Genomic DNA, 19,085 nt, shown 5'->3' on the forward strand with positions numbered 1-19,085 from the left:
CGATGAACCGCGAGTATGCCGAGAGGATTTGTCTACAAATCTTCGATGCTTTGGACGCAATGTACAAAGCTGAAATGTCCATTGCAGGGCTCGGCAAGCAGGAACGGACCCGATTCCATCATTCCGTCCAAGAGGTCATTGCGAACCTTGAGGACAAGCTTCTCCTTCCGATTTGCGAACAATATCCGGACTTGCTGCCACCCACCGAGGAGCGGGAGCCAAGCATACTCTTCAGCGAGCTGGCATGGAGCGAGGTGAAGCTTCCGTCCTCAGTGACCGAAGATCAGCTCGACGAGGTCATCTTGTCGCTTCCGACGCCGCGGTGGCGGAAGGTCGTGTGGTTCGTGACCATTGCAGAAGAACGCTACAAGGGGCTTGGCTGGGCGATCAGTCATGAAGCGACCGCAGCGCGCTTGAAGGTCCTCTCCGATACGGATCGTATCGAAGGGGTCGGCGACATGCGGCACTGGCGTAACAGCGAGGTCCGGTTGAAGGACTAAGCTGCGGCTAATGTCCGCCGAGAAGGCTGATCACGAACCGTGCGCCGACGATGAAGAGATAGGCCCCGAACGCCAACTCCAACGCGCGCTTTGACAGCGCGTGCGCGACCTTCACGCCGAGCGGCGCCGTGATAAGCGTGGTCGGCATCACCAACAACGCGCCAATCAGCGAGACGTAACCGAGCGCGAACGGCAATTGCAGCGCGGCGACATCCGGAAAGCGCGCGGCGGCAGGCCAGCCGGCATAGACATAGCCGAGCGCGCCGGGGATCGAGATCAGCACCGCGAGCGCGGACGACGTCGCGACCGCCTGATGGATCGGCCGGCCGTAGAAGGTCATCAAGAGATTGGCGAACAGGCCGCCGCCGATCCCCATCAGCGTCGACAGCAGGCCGACGAAGAAGCCGTAGATGCGCATCAGGAAGCCCTTCGGCACGTCGTCGCCGAACTTCCAGGTCTCGCGCGCCAATAGCAGCCGTGCCGCCGCCGACCACGCCACCACGACGAACACGATCTTGAACAGCCGCTCCGGCGCGAACCGAGCGGTGACGCTGCCGGCGGCGACGCCGATCACGATCGACAGCCACCAGCGTTTCAGAATCTCCATATCGACCGCGCCGCGGCGATAATGGGCGCGAAACGAGCTCAGCGAGGTCGGGATGATGATCGCGAGCGAGGTGCCGATGCAGAGCGGCATCCGCACCTCGAGCGGGACACTGGCGAGGCGAAAGCATTCGTAGAACACCGGCACCAGGATCGCGCCGCCGCCGATGCCGAACAGCCCGGCGAGAAAGCCGGACAGCGCGCCGACCGCAATCAGCAGCAGTGCAAGCTCGAGCAATTCCTTGGGATCGAGGCCGGCCATCATGTCCTTCGCGCAAGCTTTGGCGCGGCCCGCGGCGCCTGCCTAGGCGCCGCCTTGCGACCGTTCGCGGGACCAATAGCCGCTTTTGGGGCTCGGGAGTATCGATGCTCCCGAGCAGGCTCTCTTGCGAAATGCGAAAGCATCGAGCCTGGACCGATCGCGGCCTTTGTGCGCCGGGTCGAGAGCGGCAGCTGTCGGTGGCGGCGCCGCATGGCGCTTTGCCGAAGTCACGAAGACGGGTCGCAAATTCCGCATATCGGGTCGGCTCTGAATGAATGGCGCCGATGCGCTGGTCAACGCGGCGAGGGACGGCGCCGGCATCGTCCGGGTGGCGTCCTGGCAGGTGCAGTCCGACCTCGCGAGCGAGGGCTGCAGCGCGTGCTGAGCGACCATGAACCGGCGCCGATGCCGCTGCGGCCGTCGCGCCACGCATCGCCTAAGATCAGGGCATTGGGAGCAAAATCGACGCGTTCCAAACCCTGTTCACAGCCCGTTAGACGCGCCTGGCACCAGTGTGAATATCGATTCATTTCTTGGTTCAGGCAGCCTTGTATTTCGTATACCACACTGCGGATCAATCAGAATTCGGCAACTCTAACAATGAACTTCGGTTCGACCGAAGGCTATTTGGCCGTTGCGCGGGCTGATCCGACTCCGTAAATAGAACTCCTCTACCGCGTTCCCCGATGGGCCGGCCGCGGTCCCTCACAACATAAAGCCCGCCGATGACCGCCAGGATCGAACGACCGCTTTCACCCCATTTGCAGACCTACCGGTGGACGCTGACGATGGCGCTATCCATCGTCCATCGCGCCACAGGTGTGGCACTCTATTTCGGCACCCTGCTGCTCGCCTGGTGGCTGATCGCAGCCGCCTCCGGCCCCACCGCCTACGCCAATGTCCAGGCCTTCACCGGCAGCGCGATCGGCAAGCTGATCGTGTTCGGCTACACATGGGCGCTGATGCACCATCTGTGCAGCGGCATCCGGCATTTCGTCTGGGATCTCGGCTACGGCTTCAAGGCCAATGAGCGCGAGGCGCTGACCTGGGGCGCGCTGGTCGCCGGCATCGTGCTGACCGTGCTGGTCTGGATCATTGCATACGCGGTCGGAGGTGGACGATGAGCGGCCCCTCTTCGATGCGCACGCCGCTGGAGCGCGTCCGCGGCCTCGGCTCCGCCCATACCGGCACGGGCGATTTCTGGCGTCAGCGCCTCACCGCGGTTGCGATGACGCTCCTGATCGTTCCTGTGATCGTTGTGGTGATCATGTTGATAGGCCGCAATCATGCCGGCGCCGCACAGATCCTCGGCTCGATTCCGATCGCCATCATCCTGCTGCTCTTCATCGTCGCCAGCACCTGGCACATGAAGATCGGCATGCAGGTCGTGATCGAGGACTACATCCATAACGAGAAGCTGAAGATCGCCAGCGTGATGGCGAACAACTTCTTCTGCGTCGCGGTCGCTTTGGCCTCGATCTACGCAATCCTCAAATTGTCGTCGGGAGTATAACCCATGGCCGGTGAAGGAAACGGCAAGGCCACCAACGGCAGTGGCCCGGCTACCAATGGCAAGGCCTATCCGATCCAGGACCACACCTACGACGTCGTCGTGGTCGGCGCCGGCGGCGCGGGCCTGCGCGCCGTGGTCGGCTGCTCGGAAGCAGGCCTGCGCACCGCCTGCATCACCAAGGTGTTCCCGACCCGCTCGCACACCGTTGCGGCGCAGGGCGGCATCTCGGCCTCGCTCGGCAACATGCATCCCGACGACTGGCGCTGGCACATGTACGACACCGTGAAGGGGTCGGACTGGCTCGGCGACCAGGACGCGATCGAATACATGGTGCGCAACGCGCCGGACGCGGTCTACGAGCTGGAGCATTGGGGCGTTCCGTTCTCGCGCACCGAGGATGGCAAGATCTATCAGCGTCCTTTCGGCGGCATGACCCTGGACTACGGGAAGGGCCAGGCGCAGCGCACCTGCGCCGCCGCCGACCGCACCGGTCACGCCATGCTGCACACGATGTATGGCCAGTCGCTGCGCCACGCGGCCGAGTTCTTCATCGAATTCTTCGCCATCGACCTGATCATGGACGACCAGGGCGTCTGCCGCGGCGTGATCGCGCTCAAGCTCGACGACGGCACGCTGCATCGCTTCCGCGCCCAGACCACGATCCTGGCGACCGGCGGCTATGGCCGCGCCTATGCGTCCTGCACCTCTGCACACACCTGCACCGGCGACGGCGGCGGCATGGTGCTGCGCGCCGGGCTGCCGCTGCAGGACATGGAGTTCGTCCAGTTCCATCCGACCGGCATCTACGGCTCGGGCTGTCTCGTCACCGAAGGCGCCCGCGGCGAAGGCGGCTATCTCGTCAATTCCGAGGGCGAGCGCTTCATGGAGCGCTACGCGCCGTCGGCCAAGGACCTCGCCTCGCGCGACGTCGTTTCGCGCGCGATGACGATCGAGATCCGCGAGGGCCGCGGCGTCGGCAAGAAGAAGGATCACATCTTCCTGCACCTCGATCACCTCGATCCAAAGGTGCTGCATGAGCGGCTGCCGGGCATCTCCGAATCGGCGAAGATCTTCGCCAATGTCGACGTCACCCGCGAGCCGATCCCGATTGTGCCGACCGTGCACTACAACATGGGCGGCATTGCCACCAACTATCACGCCGAGGTGCTGACCAAGCGTAACGGCGACGACAATTCGGTGGTGCCGGGCCTGATGGCGATCGGCGAAGCCGCCTGCGTCTCGGTGCACGGCGCCAACCGCCTCGGCTCCAACTCGCTGATCGACCTCGTGGTGTTCGGCCGCGCCGCGGCGCTGCGTCTTGCCGACAAGTTGACGGCGAACGCCAAGCAGCCGGAGCTGCCTAAGGATTCGGCCGACCGCGCACTCGGACGGCTCGATCACTTCCGCCACGCCTCCGGCGGCACGCCGACCGCGAAGCTGCGCGACAGCATGCAGCATGTGATGCAGAACAATTGCGCGGTGTTCCGCACCGGCGACGTGCTGCAGGAAGGCCAGAACCTGATCCACAAGGTCTATGGCGGCGTCGGCGACATCTCGGTGTCCGACCGCTCGCTGGTATGGAATTCCGACCTGATCGAGACGCTGGAATTCGACAATCTGATCGTCCAGGCGGTCGTGACAATGGATTCGGCCGCCAACCGCACCGAAAGCCGCGGCGCGCATGCGCGCGAAGACTTCTCGGCGCGCGACGACAAGAACTGGATGAAGCACACGCTGACCTGGATCGACCCGGCCGGCAAGACCGCGATCGATTATCGTCCCGTCCACGACTACACGATGACCAATGATGTGCAGTACATCCCGCCGAAGGCGCGGGTCTACTGAGAACGAAGGCGAGCAAGCATGGTTGAATTCGCACTTCCGAAGAATTCGAAGATTTCCGGCGGCAAGACCTGGCCAAAGCCGGCAGGCGCCACCGAGACGCGCGAATTCCGGGTGTATCGCTGGAACCCGGACGACGGCAAGAATCCGAGCGTCGACACCTACTACGTCGACACCAATGATTGCGGTCCGATGGTGCTGGACGGCCTGATCTGGATCAAGAACCACATCGATCCGACGCTGACCTTCCGCCGCTCCTGCCGCGAAGGCGTCTGCGGCTCCTGCGCGATGAACATCGACGGCCAGAACACGCTGGCCTGCACCAAGTCGATGCACGATGTCGGCGCCGGCGGCGCGGTGAAGGTCAATCCGCTGCCGCACCAGCCGGTCGTGAAGGATCTCGTCCCTGACCTCACCAATTTCTACGCCCAGTATGCCTCGATCGAGCCGTGGCTGAAGACCACGACGCCGACGCCGCAGAAGGAGTGGAGGCAGAGCCACGAGGACCGCGAGAAGCTCGACGGTCTCTATGAGTGCATCCTGTGCGCCTGCTGCTCGACCTCGTGCCCGAGCTATTGGTGGAACAGCGAGCGCTTCCTCGGTCCCGCCGCGCTGCTGCAGGCGACGCGCTGGGTCACCGACTCCCGCGATGAGGCGACCGGCGAGCGGCTCGACAATCTCGAGGATCCGTTCCGCCTCTATCGCTGCCACACCATCATGAACTGCGCCAAGGCGTGCCCGAAGGGCCTCAATCCCTCGGAAGCGATCGCCGAGCTCAAGTTCAAGATGGTCGAACGCCAGATCTGATCCGACGCAGCCGCGGCTGGCACTGTCCTCAGCGGCCAGCCGCCGCGGGCCGGATCAGGATATCGGCGCCGACCGCATCGACGGCAGCTCGATCGAGGTCGAGCACGACATCGACGATGCTGTGATCCTCCGGATCCATCTTCACGGTGAAGCCGAGATCGCGGCACATCCCGATCATCGTGGTGTTCTCGGTCAGCACCTGGCCGGACAGACGCTTCAATCCCTCCGACCGCGCATAGTGGATCAGGAGCTGCATCAGCGCCCAGCCAAGCCCTTTGCCCTTGAGATCGGACTGCAGCAGGATCGCATATTCGGCGTTCTGGTACAGCGAGTCCGAATGCAGCCGGACCGCTCCCATCATTTCGCCGGTCGCCGGATCGAGCGCCACAAAGGCCATCGCGCGCGCATAGTCGAGCTGGGTCAGGCGCGCGATGAAGGCATGCGAGAATTCCTTCATCGCGTGGAAGAAGCGCAGCCTGAGGTCTTCCGCCGTGACGCGCTTGAAGAACTCGGCGACCATCGGCTCGTCCTCCGGCCGCATCGGGCGCACCGTGACGCGCGAGCCGTCGCGTAACGCCAGCTCGCCCTCCCATTGCGACGGATAGGGCCTGACCGCCAGTCTGGTTTGACCGGCGAACAGCCGCGCCGGCTTGCGGATCGCGACCCGCGCATCGAGTGCGAGCACGCCGGTCTCGTCCGCTAGCATCGGATTGATATCGAGTTCGGCGACCTCGGGAATGTCGGCGGCCATCTGCGCCAGCTTGACCAGGGTGAGCGGCACCAATTCGGCCGGGACGGCCGGCACATCGCCGTAGCCGCCGAGCAGCCGCGAGACGCGCGTCCGCCCGACCAGCTCATGGGCGAGATTCATGTCGAGCGGCGGCAGCGCCACCGCCTTGTCATTGATCACCTCGACCGCAGGGCCGCCGCGGCCGAATACGATCACCGGGCCGAAGGTCGGATCGTCGGCGATGCCGAGGATCAGTTCGCGCGCCGCACGCCGCACGATCATCGGCTGGATTGTCACGCCTTGCAGCGTCGCATCCGGCCGCGCGCTTCGGGCGCGTTCGAGCACCGTCCTTGCCGCTTCGACGACGCTGTCCTTGGTGCGCAGGTCAAGGATGACGCCGCCGACTTCGGACGCGTGCCTGATGTCGCGCGAGAACACCCTGACCACGATCGCGTGCCCCCCGGCGAGGAACGGCAGCGCCTTCTCGGCGGCGTCCTCGGCACTGTCAGCGACGACCGTCGTCACGATCGGAATGCGATAGGCCTGGAACAGGGCGACGATCTCGGCGGGATCGAGCCAGGCGCGCCCTTCCGACAATGCCTTCACGACCAGATGCCGCGCCGCGGCCGTCTCCGGCGTGAACACCGATGCGACGCCCGGCGGGGTCGCCGCGAGCGCCGTGGAGGCCTCGCGATAGCGCACCAGATACATGAAGGCGCGGACCGCGTCGTCCTCGGTCGGGAAGTGCGGGATGCGGGCGGCCTCGAAGATCGCGCCGGTGCGCTCGTCGGCGCCGACCCACGCCGCAAGCACCAGTGCCGCGACCGCGCTTCGTTTGGTCCTGCGGTCACGCACGCACTGCGCCACCGCCTCGGCAATGCCCTCGGCCGGCGCCACCGCGGTTTCCACGTTCGCGACCAGCACCGCATCGTTGTTCGCGTCATCGAGCAGCGCGTTGAGCGCGACCACGTAGCGGGCGGCATCGGCATCGCCTGCGATGTCGACGGGATTGGCTGACGACCAGCCCTGCGGCAGTAACTCGTCGAGCCGCGCGATGGTCTGCGGCAGCAGCGTCGCGGGAATGCCGCCGAGCTCGGCCAGCCGATCGGTCGCGAGGATGCCGAGCCCGCCGCCATTGGTCAGGATCGCCAGCCGGTTGCCGCGCGGGACGAAGCCGCGGCCGAGCAGCTCGGCGCAGTCGAAAAGCTGGCGAAGATCGTAGACGCGCAGAATGCCGGCGCGGCGGAAGGCGGCGTCATAGACCGCATCGGAGCCGGCCAGCGCGCCGGTGTGGGTCGCGGCGGCCTTTGCCCCCTCCGCCATCCGCCCCGACTTGACGACGACGACCGGCTTCATGCGCGCCGCGGCGCGCGCCGCCGACATGAACTTGCGCGCATCCTTGATCGCTTCGAGGTAGATCAGGATCGCGCTGGTATGATCGTCGAGCGCGAAATAATCCAGGAGGTCGGCGACGTCGACATCTAGCTGGCCGCCGATCGACGCGATGCCGGAGAAGCCGAGCCGCCGCTCAGCCGCCCACTCGATCATCGCCGACGCGACCGCGCCGGACTGCGAGATCAGCGCGACATGGCCATCCGACGGCTGATGGGAGGCGAAGCTCGCATTGAGCTTCGCACGCGGCACCATGACGCCGAGGCAATTCGGCCCGACCAGGCGCATGCCGTGCCGCCGCGCCGTCTGCTCCACGATCTCCGCGCGCGAGCCTGTGCCATGGCCGAGACCGGCCGACAGGATCGCGGCGCCGGCAACGCCGGCGTGACCTGCCTCCGCCACGATCTCAGGGATCGCGGCCGCCGGTGCGCTGATGACGACGAGGTCCGGAATGAACGGGAGTGACTTCAGGTCCGGAACCGTGGACTGGCCATCAACGTCCGCATAGTGCCGGTTGACGATGCCCAGTCTGCCGGCGAAGCCGCTCGCCTTGAGGTTTCGCAGCACCGCCGCGCCGAGCGACGACGGCCGCGGGCTGCCGCCGACGATGGCGATGCTTCGAGGCGAAAATACCCGCTCCAGGCCGAACGTCGACATTACGTGGTCTCGCAGGGAACCCGTGGATGCGCGGGAGGCGCCCCCGAACGAACTCTACTTCGTCGCCCGCCCGGTTGCACCCATTGCCGCCGCGACAGAACGCGACGGCGCGGCTAATGCAGCCCCAGCGCCTGCGCCAAATTGAAGGTCAGGAAGCTCGCGACATAGGCCAGCGCGAGCATGTACAGGAACGTCACCACCATCCACTTCGCGCCGCCGGTCTCGCGGCGGATCACCGCGAGCGTCGAGGCGCATTGCGGGGCGAAGATGTACCAGACCAGCATCGACAGCGCGGTCGCCAGCGTCCATTTCTGCGCCAGCACCTGGCCGATCTGCTCGGCCGCCTCCTTGCCGCCCTCGATCGAATAGACCGTGCCGAGCGCCGCGACCGCGACCTCGCGTGCCGCCATGCCCGGGATCAGCGCCACCGCGATCTGCCAGTTGAAGCCGATCGGTCGCAGCAGCGGCTCGAGCGCGTGGCCGATCATCGCCGCGAAGCTGTAGTTGATCGCGGGCCCCTCGGCGCCGGCCGGCGCGGTCGGGAACGAGGCCAGGAACCAGATCAGCACCATCATCGAGAGGATCGTGGTGCCGGCGCGATACAGAAACATCTTCGCGCGATTGAGCACGCCGATCGCGATGCTGCGCAGCCGCGGCACCTTGTAGTCAGGCAATTCCAGCATGAACGGCGCCGGCGCATGGTCGCGCCACAGGAAGAACTTTGCGATCGCCGAGACCGTCAGCGCGCTGGTGATGCCGGCGGCATAGAGGCCGAACATCACGAGCCCCTGCAGATTGACAAAACCCCACAGCGTGGTCGACGGAACAAAGGCCGAGATGATCAGCGTATAGACCGGAATCCGCGCCGAGCAGGTCATCAGCGGCGCGATCAGGATCGTGGTCAGGCGGTCGCGGCGATTGTCGATCACCCGCGTCGCCATGATGCCGGGGATGGCGCAGGCAAAACTCGACAGCAGCGGAATGAAGGCGCGGCCATGCAGCCCGGCGCCGCCCATGATGCGGTCCATCAGGAATGCCGCACGCGCCATGTAGCCGAAATCTTCCAGCAGCAGGATGAACAGGAAGATGATGATGATCTGCGGCAGGAACACGATGACGCTGCCGACGCCCGAGATGAGGCCGTTCTGCAGGAAGCTCTGCAACAGGCTCCAGCCTTCCGGCAGCAAATCGTGGATCAGCTGCCCAAGCGCGGAGAAGCCGTCCGACAGCAATTCCATCGCCGGCTGCGCCCAGGTGAACACCGCCTGGAACATCACGAACAGGATCACGGCCAGGATCACGAGACCCCAGACCGGATGGAGCACGACCGAATCGATCCGGCTGGTCAGCGTGTCGGGTTTGGTCGGCAGCGTTACGGCCGCCGCGATGATGCGGTCCGCCTCGCGCTGCGCCGCCTTGAGGTCGGCAATCGTCGGCGTCGCCCACTCGCTGGCCGCCGCCTCATGCGATCGCGCCAGGAATTCGTCGGTCCGCTTCAAGAGCTCGTCGACACCGCCCTTGCGGACCGCGACCGAGGTCACGATCGGCAGGCCGAGCTCCTGCGACATGCGATCGAGATCGATCGTGACGCCGCGCCGCTTCGCGATGTCGATCATGTTGAGCACCAGCATCATCGGCCGGCCGACGCGCTTCAGCTCGAGCACCAGCCGCAGGGTCAGCCGCAGATTGGTGGCGTCCGCGACGCAGAGCACGAGATCGGGCACCGCCTCGCCGTCGAAGCGGCCGAGCACGATGTCGCGGGTGATTTCCTCGTCTGGGCTGCGGCCGCGCAGCGAATAGGTGCCGGGCAAATCGAGCACCGTCACGCTGCGGCCCTCCGGCGTGACGAAGCCGCCGGATTTGCGTTCGACGGTGACGCCGGGATAATTGGCGACCTTCTGGCTGCTGCCGGTCAACCGGTTGAACAGCGACGTCTTGCCGGTGTTCGGCGCGCCGACCAGCGCCAGGCGCAGGGATGCAGTTGTCATTCGACGATCACGGCCATGGCTTCGCTCCGGCGCAGCGCGATCGTGATGTTGTCGACGCGCACCGCGATCGGATCCCGTCGGATGGTGCCTTCATGCAGGATTTCCACGCGCGCGCCCTCGACAAATCCCATCTCCACCAAGCGCTGCTCGAGCTCCTGCGGAGATAGCGATGAACCCGTCACGAGCGCATCGAGCCTGATGATTTTTCCGACAAAACCGCGATCCGCATGTCCGAGCCGGATGTCGCGTAAGTTATCCTGGGAGGAGTTTGGATCGCCTGTCATACGGCCTGTGTTTCAGCAGGTAGTCACAGGGTCAAGCATTTGCCCGTGGGTGGTTTTAGAACTCCTAAAAACAGCGCCCGCGATCGTCATCCCGGCCGATTTTCCGCTTGACTGCCGCGCCCTCGCTAACGGGGTCGTGATCCCTCCGGGCGGCATCCGCCCGGCAGGCACGATTGGGCCGGCCGCGCGGGCGGCATTGCCCCTCCGCGGCGGGCCCGAGCGCGGACCGGCTGCCGGCCGATTGCCCCTGGACGCCCTTTCGCTGCCTGCGGACGGCGGATCGCCATCCGCACGGCCATCCCGGGCGGGGTTTCGCTTCCTCCGGCGCGACGGTTTGCGTTAAGGTCCGCAAGAAGCCGGAGCGCCCGTGCCGACCGCACACCGCAATTCGCTGAGACTGCTGCAATGGATGATGGCCGCCTCGCTGGCCCTTCCGCTGGCGCTGTTCCTGTTTGCTTCCGCGATGTCCCGGATCTCGACCAGCGAGGCCGCCGACCAGGAAATCCAGCGCACGCTTGACGTCGCCCATGAGCACGCGCTCAAAGTGTTCGAGACCATCGACCGCAGCCTGGCCGAGATCACCGAGGTCATCCGCGGCATGAGCGATGCCGACATCGCCGCGCGCGAGAAGAGCCTGCACGAGCGACTGCGCCGGGTCGCCGACACGCTCCCCCAAGTGAAATCGATCTGGGTGTTCGATGCCAACGGCCATGCGCTGGTCAACAGCCTGGTGCAACCGGCCCCCGACATCGATTTCTCGGATCGGGACTACTTCCGCATCCACATGGAGCGCGACATCGGCACCTATATCGGCGAGGCGCTGACGCCGCGGCCGCCCTATCTGGGCTCGCGGTTCTTCAGCGTCAGCCGCCGCCGCAACAACGAGGACGGCAGCTTTGGCGGCGTGATCCAGGCCTCCGTGCTTCCGGAATATTTCGAGAATTTCTATGCCAAGATCGGCCGCGAGCCCGGCAGCTTCCTGGCGCTGATCCGGACCGATGGCTCGATCCTGGCGCATTTCCCTGTCATCGACCATGACGCCAGGTTCGAGCCGAGCGGGCCGCTGGGGCGACAGGTCGTCGCCAATCCCGAGACCGGCGGCATGACGATCCGTTCGCCGGCCGACGGCATCGAACGGCGCATGCGCTATCAACGGCTGGCCGAATATCCGATCTACGTCAGCGCCGGGCTCGAAACCTCGGCGATCCAGGCGCGCTGGATTTCGACCATGGCGCAGCACCTGATTTTCGGCATACCGGCCACCGCGCTGCTGTTCGGCCTGCTCGCGCTCGCCTTCCGGCGAACCCAGCGCCTGCAGGAGGAGGCCGACCGGCGCATCGAGGCCGAGGACGCGTTGCGGCATGGCCAGCGGCTGGAGGCACTCGGGCAACTCACCGGCGGCGTCGCGCATGACTTCAACAATCTGCTCACCGTGATCCGCGCGTCGGTCGACATGTTGCGGCGGCCGGACCTGCCGGAGCCGCGGCGGCAGCGCTACATCGATGCGATCTCCAACACCGTGAATCGTGCCGCCAAGCTGACCAACCAGCTGCTTGCGTTCGCGCGCCGGCAAACCCTGAAGCCCGAGGTGTTCGACGTCTGCCAGAACGTCCGCACCCTGAGCGAGATGATCACCACCCTGATCGGCTCGCGCATCGAGATCACAGCGCAGGTGCCGGACGAGACCTGCCTCGTCAACGCCGATGCCGGCCAGTTCGAGACCGCCATCATCAATATGGCGGTGAATGCGCGCGACGCGATGGACGGCGTCGGCCGGCTCACGATCGCGGTCCGCGCCGTGAACAAGCTGCCGGCCGAGGCAATCACGCCGCCGAGCCCGCACGGCCATGTCGCGGTGTCGGTGGCAGATACCGGCGTCGGAATTCCGCAGGAACTGTTCGGCCGCATCTTCGAGCCGTTCTACACCACCAAGGAGGTCGGACACGGCACCGGCCTTGGCCTGTCGCAGGTGTTCGGCTTCGCCAAGCAATCCGGCGGCGAGATCACCGTGACCAGTGAAGTCGGCAAGGGCTCGACGTTCACGCTGTATCTCCCGCGTGTCGTCGGCAGACACAACGCACAATCGCCGCTCACGGAGGATGCACCTTCGGTCGATCCGACCAGTGCGTCGGTCCTCATCGTCGAGGACAATGCCGAGGTCGGAAAATTCGCCGCCGACACGCTGACCCAGCTCGGCTGCACCTGCGTTCTGGTCGAGAACGCCACCCACGCGCTGGAAGAGCTGGCCGTCGACCCCGACAGGTTTGACCTGGTGTTCACCGATGTCGTGATGCCCGGCATGAGCGGCATCGAGCTTGCGGAGGAGATCCGCCGGCAGCGGCTCGATCTGCCGATCGTGCTTGCCTCCGGCTACAGCCAGGTGCTGTCGCAGCAGGGCAGCGGCGGCTTCGAGCTGCTGCAGAAGCCGTACTCGGCCGAGCAGCTGGCGCGCGTGCTGCACAAGGCCACGCGCTCGCGCCGGCTGAAGCGGGACCAGGCACCGGCAGGGTGAGGTGATTGCGTGGGCGCGCCACACATTCGCTGTCGTCCCTGCGAAGCAGCGACCCATAACCACGGGATTGGGTTGTCAGGTACGCTGTGGCTCCGGCGACGCCTAGTGACTACCATTTGTCGTTATGGGTTCCGGGTCGCGCTGCGCTTGCCCGGGACGACACCGCCGCACCACGCCGGAACTACAACGGAACCTTCTGATTTCGCTCGCGTTGTCGCGCGATGGGCAAAACTGAGGCAAAATCCGGATCGTCGCACAGGCCCTCGCCGCCGAAGGACTGTTCCCCGCGGAAAGCGAGAACGACGCGCGGCGGTTCCAAGGACAGCGACGCCGCGCAGGGCGAAGCCGACGACAAATCGGAATTCGTCGAGATCATTGCCGAAGACGGCGACCATATCGAGCCGCCGCCGCCGGAAATCCTCGAGCCCGATCCCGAACTGTCGCCCGAGGAAGCCGAACAGGCGCGCAAGGACTATTTGCTGACGCGATTCTGGATCAGCGCGCGGGGCTATTGGGGGCGCAACGGCGATCGGCTGGCGTGGCTGTTCACGATCGGCCTGCTGCTGCTGATCGTCGCCAATGTCGCCGTCCAGTACGGCATCAATGTCTGGAATCGCGCGATCTTCGATGCGATCGAAAAGCGCGATTCGGTCAGTGTCTTTCACCTGACTGCCATCTTCTTTCCGCTCGCGATCGGCAGCGTGCTGCTGGGCGTCGCCCAGGTGTCCGGCCGCATGAGCATTCAGCGCCGCTGGCGCGCCTGGCTGACCAACGCCGTCGTCTCGCGCTGGCTGGCGAACGGCCGCTACTACCAGCTCAATCTCGTTGACGGCGATCACAAGAATCCGGAATACCGCATCGCCGAGGATCTGCGGATCGCAACCGACTCGCCGGTCGACTTCATCGCCGGCGTGACGTCGGCGCTGCTGTCTGCCGTCACGTTCATTGTCGTGCTCTGGACGATCGGCGGCGCGCTGACGCTGACGCTCGGCGACTCCTCCGTCAGCATCCCGGGCTTCCTGGTCATCGCCGCGATCATCTATGCCGCGATCGCGTCCGGCTCGATCATGGCGATCGGGCGCCGCTTCGTGCAGATTTCGGAGGAGAAGAACCAGGCCGAGGCCGAATTCCGCTATGTGCTGACCCGCTTGCGCGAGAACGGCGAAAGCATCGCGCTGCTCGGCGGCGAGGCCGAGGAACGCCACGGCATCGACAAGACGTTCTCGAACGTGCTGCGGCAATGGGCGCGGCTCGCCGGACAGCACATGCGCACGACGCTGGTGTCGCAGGGATCGAATCTCATTGCGCCGGTGGTGCCCTTGCTGCTGTGCGCGCCAAAATTCCTCGAGGGCAGCATGACGCTCGGCCAGGTGATGCAGGCAGCCTCCGCCTTCACCATCGTGCAGACCGCGTTCGGCTGGCTGGTCGACAATTATCCGCGGCTCGCCGACTGGAACGCCTGCGCGCGCCGCATCGCGTCGCTGATGATGTCGCTCGACGGGCTTGAACGCGCCGAGACCGGCGACGGCTTCGGCCGCATCAAGCGCGGCGAGATCGCGGGCGAGGCCATGCTGAGCCTCAACGACCTCTCCGTCACCCTCGACGATGGCACGGCCGTGGTCGGCGAGACCGAAGTCGCGATCGAGGCGGGAGAACGGCTGCTGGTCGCCGGCGAATCCGGGACCGGCAAGAGCACGCTGGTCCGCGCCATTGCCGGCTTGTGGCCTTGGGGCGGCGGCAGCGTCAGCCTGCATGCGGACCGCCGCCTGTTCATGCTGCCGCAAAAGCCCTACGTGCCATCGGGTACGCTGCGGCGCGCGGTGGCCTATCCCGGCGCGGCGGAGGACTGGAACGTCGATGAGATCGGCGACGCCTTGCACAAGGTCGGCCTCGACCACCTCAAGGACAAGGTCGAAGAGGACGCACCGTGGGACCAGACCCTGTCCGGGGGCGAAAAGCAGCGGCTCGCCTTTGCCCGCCTGCTGCTGCACAACCCCGACATCGTCGTGCTCGACGAGGCGACCTCCGCCCTCGACGAAAAGAGCCAGGACAAGATGATGGAGATGGTGACGACGGAATTGCCGAAGGCGACCATCGTCAGCGTCGCCCATCGCGTCGAGCTCGAAGCATTCCATAGCCGCAAGATCGTGCTGGAGCGCCGCAAGGGCGGCGCCAGGCTGGTCAGCGACGTCGACCTGATCCCGCGCAAGGGCAAGCGAAGGCTGCTCGGACGCTTCCTGCGGCAACGGCGAGCCGCAGCCAAAGCGGCATAACGGGCGTTGGCGCTCCCGTCAAAACCGGTTATGCATGCCGCGCTTTTGATGAGGCAATGCGTGATCCCGAGCAACGACATTTCGCCGGCCCCGTTCGGCGCCCTGGCGCCCAATGCGGCGCAGGCCGCCATCATCCGCCTTGCGCATGGCAGCGGATTGAAGCGCGGCGCGTTCCGGCCCTGGCTCTCGCGGCTGGTCAATCTGTTCGGTTCGGGACCGCTTGATGTGACCTATCAGGGCGCATCGTTCCGCTTCTATCATCAGGCGAGCGCGACCGAGCGCGGCGCGCTGTTCAATCCGGATTACAATCTGGAAGAGCTCGCCTTCCTGCGGGCGCATGTCGGCGCCGGTGGAACCTTCGTCGATCTCGGCGCCAATGTCGGCACCTATGCGCTGGCGCTGGCGGGCGATGTCGGGCCCAATGGCAAGGTGATCGCGATCGAGCCGCATCCGATGACGCATGCACGGCTCAAATTCAACACGCAGGCCTCCGGCTATCCGCAGGTGCGGCTGGTTGCGGCCGCCGCAGGTCCGACCGACGGCGAGCTGATGATCGAGACCGATGGCGACAATCTCGGCGCCAGCCACATCGTCACCGGCACGCCCACGGGCAAGGCATTCAAGGTGCCGTCGCTGCGGCTGCAACGCATCCTCGAGGAGGCCGGCGCGACCAGCGTCGATGCGCTGAAGATCGACGTCGAGGGTTTCGAGGACCGCGTGCTCACCGGCTTCTTCCGCGACGCGCCGGAGCAGCTGTGGCCGCGCGCGGTCGTGATCGAGCATCTGTCGAAGGACGAATGGACCGACGACTGCATTGCGGACATGCACACGCGCGGTTACGTCGATCAGGGCCGGACGCGGAGCAACACGCTGCTTGTGCGCGGTTGAGGTGCACCCGCGTCCGAGATCTGCTCCCTCTCCCGCTTCCGGGGGGTGAGGGGGGTACAGGTCTCACCGCGGCCACAACTCGCAGAGGCAGCCCCTCACCCCCAACCCTCTCCCCGTAAGAACGGGGAGAGGGAGAACCTATATCGCCCAACGCGAAAATCACGCTACACTCGCCTCATGAGTGGGGCTGAACTTCACGCCGTTTTCGACGTCGCCGCATGGTGCGCGGCTGCCGTCGCGATGTGGTGGCTGTCGCGGGTGCGGGGGCTGCAATTCCCGCGGCAATCCTTCGAGCTGACGTATATCGCCGCGCTGGTGTTCGGCGCCGGCATCGGCGCCTACATCTTCGGCACGCTGAACCTGTGGTTCTCGGGCCTATCGGGCATCGCCCGCTCGGTCGAGGGCGCGCTGGCCGGCGGCATCATCGCGATCGAGCTCTACAAATGGCTGCACGGCATTTCGCTCCGCACCGGGGCGCGGTTCGCGCTGCCGCTTGCGATCGGTGTCGCGGTCGGCCGGCTCGGCTGCTATTTCGCCGGGCTCCAGGATTTCACCTATGGCACACCGACCACGCTGCCCTGGGGCCATGATTTCGGCGACGGCATCCTGCGCCATCCGGTGCAGCTCTATGAAAGCCTCGCGATGGCGGCATTTGCCGCCTTCTACGTCTGGGCCGTGTTGAACCGCAACGCCGCTGTCATCACCAATGGATTCTACCTCGTGCTCTTCTACTACGGCCTGCAGCGCTTCGTGTGGGAGTTCATCAAGCCCTACGGCGCGCTGATCGGCCCGTTCTCGCTGTTCCACCTGCTGTCGCTGTTTGTCATGGTCTATGCCGCCGTCATGCTGGCGACGGCCCCGAATGTGAGCTTGAAGCATGAACGCGCCGCTGCGTAAGTCCCGCCCGTACATCTTCTGGGGCCAGACCCAATCGCTTTGCGAGACCTGCCTGACCCTGGTGCCGACCAAGATCCAGATCCTCGGCAACGAGGTCTGGTACGAGAAGCGCTGCAAGCAGCACGGTGTGCAGTCGACGCTGGTCTCGACCGACCAGGCCTATTGGCGGCTGTGCAAGGATTTCATCAAGCCCGGCGACCGGCCGCTGGCCTTCCAGCGCCACACCGAATTCGGCTGTCCCTATGATTGCGGGCTATGCCCGGACCACGAGCAGCACTCCTGTCTGGCGTTGATCGAGATCACCGAGCACTGCAACCTGACCTGCCCGGTGTGCTTTGCGGAGTCCTCGCCGGCACGCTTAAGCTTCACGCCGCTGGCGAAGATCGAGAAAATGCTCGATGCGCTGGTGGCGAGCGAGGGCGAGCCCGACCTGGTGCAGATCTCCGGCGGCGAGCCGACGCTGCATCCGGATTTCTTCGCCATCCTGGACGCGGTGCGCGCCCGCCCGATCCGCCACGTCATGATCAACACCAACGGCCTCAGAATCGCGCGCGAGCCGGACTTCGTGGCCAAGCTCGCCGAGAACAAGCGCGGGCTGGAGGTCTACCTGCAGTTCGACTCGCTGAAGCGCGAGGCGCTGGTCAATCTGCGCGGCGCGGATCTGCGCAAGATCCGCCAGCAGGCGCTGGAGAATCTCGAGCGCCACGGCGTCTCGACCACGCTGGTCGCGACCATCAAGCGCGGCGTCAACGATGCCGAGATCGGCGACATCGTCCGCCACGCGCTGACCTGGTCATGCGTCCGCGGCGTCACGCTGCAGCCGGTGCAGGACGCCGGCCGCAACGAGGATTTCAACAAGGACACCGACCGCATCATGCTGTCGGAGATCCGCCAGCGCGTTATCGAGACCGGGGTGTTCGGCGACAAGGACATGATCCCGCTGCCGTGCAATCCCGAGAGCATCTCGATCGGCTACGGCCTGCGCAACGGCGACAAGGTGTTGCCGCTGGCCTCGCTGATCCCGCAGGAACAGCTCGTCGCCGTGATGCCCAACACGATCAGTCCGGAGAAATATCCGGTGCTCCGGGAAAAGTTCGTCGATTTGTTCTCGCTGTCGTCGGGGCCGCTGAACACCTCTGAGCGGGTCTGCGAATTGCTGTGCTGCCTGCCGAGCTTCGAGGTGCCGGACGGCCTGACTTACGAGAACGTGTTCCGCGTCACCATCGTGCAGTTTCTCGATCGCTTCAATTTCTGCATCGGCAACGTCAAGCGAAGCTGCATCCACTTCGTCACCGAGAGCGGCGCGATCATCCCGTTCGACACCTACAACCTGTTCTATCGCGACGGAAAGATCGACGGCATCCGCGCGAGCCTGGTCGGGCAAACCTATCGGGAGGCCCGGCAAGGTGAGGAGGTGCCGCGATGAGCGACGACGAGCGCCCCATCAATCCCAATCGATCTCTGCCCTCGCTGCCCCCGCCCCTTCCGCCACCACGCGGCGGCTGCGCGACTGCGTTCATGGTGCTGTTCGGGCTGATCCTTCTTCTGCCCGGGCTCTGCGCCCTCCTATTCGGGTTCGGCGTCCTGAGCGAGTCGAGAACCGATCCCTCCATTCTCTTCCTGATCCTGCTCGGGCTCGCGGTCTGCTTTGCCGGCGTGATGCTGATCCGCGCCGCGATCAAGGGAAGCTCATGAGCAATTCCGACACGCCCCCGCCAACGGAACCGCCGCGGCAGGAATCGCGCCTGCCGCGTGGTTGCGCGATTTTCATGCTGATCGTCGGGGTGCTGCTGCTGATCCCGGGCGCCCTCTGTGTGGTCCTCAGTGTCACTCTGGGTGGGTCCAACGACCCGATCACCGGCCTTGCGGTGCTGGTGACGCTTGGCGGGCTCGGGCTGATTGTGTTCGCGCGGGCGCAGAAGCGAGGCTGAATCGGC

General features: G+C 65.5%; 16 protein-coding genes. 12 read left to right on the plus strand and 4 right to left on the minus strand.

What is annotated here, in order from left to right; genetic code table 11:
- Positions 1–2: 2 nt before the first annotated feature.
- A complete protein-coding gene (locus HAP47_RS00090) occupies positions 3–500 on the plus strand; it encodes a hypothetical protein (RefSeq protein WP_173639964.1) in 498 nt (165 codons plus the stop codon).
- Positions 501–507: 7 nt separating this feature from the next.
- On the opposite strand, the gene HAP47_RS00095 is transcribed toward HAP47_RS00090, so the two are convergent.
- Positions 508–1,368, minus strand: coding sequence for a sulfite exporter TauE/SafE family protein (locus HAP47_RS00095; RefSeq protein WP_173639963.1), 861 nt, complete (start codon positions 1,366–1,368; stop codon positions 508–510).
- Positions 1,369–2,090: 722 nt separating this feature from the next.
- On the opposite strand from HAP47_RS00095, the gene sdhC reads away from it, so the two are divergent.
- From sdhC to HAP47_RS00115, 4 genes are read left to right on the plus strand one after another with little or no spacing between them, the layout of a single operon-like run.
- The gene (gene sdhC / locus HAP47_RS00100) at positions 2,091–2,489 is read left to right on the plus strand and encodes a succinate dehydrogenase, cytochrome b556 subunit (protein WP_092121389.1); all 399 of its coding nucleotides are present in this window, start codon (positions 2,091–2,093) and stop codon (positions 2,487–2,489) included.
- Between the two features lie 14 nt (positions 2,490–2,503).
- The gene (sdhD, locus tag HAP47_RS00105; protein WP_083992366.1) at positions 2,504–2,878 is read left to right on the plus strand and encodes a succinate dehydrogenase, hydrophobic membrane anchor protein; all 375 of its coding nucleotides are present in this window, start codon (positions 2,504–2,506) and stop codon (positions 2,876–2,878) included.
- A gap of 3 nt (positions 2,879–2,881) precedes the next feature.
- Positions 2,882–4,723: a succinate dehydrogenase flavoprotein subunit gene (gene sdhA, locus HAP47_RS00110; protein ID WP_173639962.1), complete on the plus strand. Its 1,842-nt coding sequence runs from the start codon at positions 2,882–2,884 to the stop codon at positions 4,721–4,723.
- A gap of 18 nt (positions 4,724–4,741) precedes the next feature.
- Positions 4,742–5,527, plus strand: a complete 786-nt coding sequence (locus tag HAP47_RS00115; RefSeq protein ID WP_021078861.1) for a succinate dehydrogenase iron-sulfur subunit — start codon at positions 4,742–4,744, stop codon at positions 5,525–5,527.
- 28 nt (positions 5,528–5,555) lie between these two features.
- Here the strand turns inward: HAP47_RS00115 and HAP47_RS00120 are convergent, their stop codons facing one another.
- The 3 genes from HAP47_RS00120 to HAP47_RS00130 form a co-directional block, all read right to left on the minus strand.
- Entirely contained in the window at positions 5,556–8,306 is a 2,751-nt protein-coding gene (locus tag HAP47_RS00120; RefSeq protein WP_173639961.1) for a bifunctional acetate--CoA ligase family protein/GNAT family N-acetyltransferase, read from the minus strand.
- Positions 8,307–8,419: 113 nt separating this feature from the next.
- Positions 8,420–10,294 (minus strand): ferrous iron transporter B, encoded by a 1,875-nt coding sequence (gene feoB, locus HAP47_RS00125; protein WP_173639960.1) that lies wholly within the window; start codon positions 10,292–10,294, stop codon positions 8,420–8,422.
- Entirely contained in the window at positions 10,291–10,578 is a 288-nt protein-coding gene (locus HAP47_RS00130) for a FeoA family protein (RefSeq protein ID WP_173639959.1), read from the minus strand. Before HAP47_RS00130 ends, feoB begins: the two co-directional genes overlap by 4 nt.
- Before the next feature lie 367 nt (positions 10,579–10,945).
- On the opposite strand from HAP47_RS00130, the gene HAP47_RS00135 reads away from it, so the two are divergent.
- The 7 genes from HAP47_RS00135 to HAP47_RS00165 all read left to right on the plus strand — a co-directional run bounded on the left by HAP47_RS00135 (position 10,946) and on the right by HAP47_RS00165 (position 19,079).
- Entirely contained in the window at positions 10,946–13,090 is a 2,145-nt protein-coding gene (locus tag HAP47_RS00135; protein WP_173639958.1) for a hybrid sensor histidine kinase/response regulator, read from the plus strand.
- Between the two features lie 221 nt (positions 13,091–13,311).
- A complete protein-coding gene (locus tag HAP47_RS00140; RefSeq protein ID WP_173639957.1) occupies positions 13,312–15,363 on the plus strand; it encodes an ABC transporter ATP-binding protein/permease in 2,052 nt (683 codons plus the stop codon).
- A gap of 30 nt (positions 15,364–15,393) precedes the next feature.
- Positions 15,394–16,251: an FkbM family methyltransferase gene (locus tag HAP47_RS00145; RefSeq protein WP_173639956.1), complete on the plus strand. Its 858-nt coding sequence runs from the start codon at positions 15,394–15,396 to the stop codon at positions 16,249–16,251.
- A 177-nt stretch (positions 16,252–16,428) separates the two neighbouring features.
- Complete coding sequence (locus tag HAP47_RS00150) at positions 16,429–17,148, plus strand: prolipoprotein diacylglyceryl transferase (RefSeq protein WP_173639955.1); 720 nt, start codon at positions 16,429–16,431, stop codon at positions 17,146–17,148.
- Positions 17,129–18,574, plus strand: a complete 1,446-nt coding sequence (locus HAP47_RS00155; RefSeq protein ID WP_173639954.1) for a radical SAM protein — start codon at positions 17,129–17,131, stop codon at positions 18,572–18,574. Before HAP47_RS00150 ends, HAP47_RS00155 begins: the two co-directional genes overlap by 20 nt.
- A complete protein-coding gene (locus tag HAP47_RS00160) occupies positions 18,571–18,843 on the plus strand; it encodes a hypothetical protein (RefSeq protein WP_173639953.1) in 273 nt (90 codons plus the stop codon). The genes HAP47_RS00155 and HAP47_RS00160 overlap by 4 nt, the downstream gene beginning before the upstream one ends.
- Entirely contained in the window at positions 18,840–19,079 is a 240-nt protein-coding gene (locus HAP47_RS00165) for a hypothetical protein (RefSeq protein WP_092121303.1), read from the plus strand. The genes HAP47_RS00160 and HAP47_RS00165 overlap by 4 nt, the downstream gene beginning before the upstream one ends.
- Positions 19,080–19,085 lie beyond the last annotated feature (6 nt).

The sequence above is a fragment of the Bradyrhizobium sp. 41S5 genome, assembly GCF_011516665.3.
GTDB classification, from domain to species: domain Bacteria; phylum Pseudomonadota; class Alphaproteobacteria; order Rhizobiales; family Xanthobacteraceae; genus Bradyrhizobium; species Bradyrhizobium quebecense.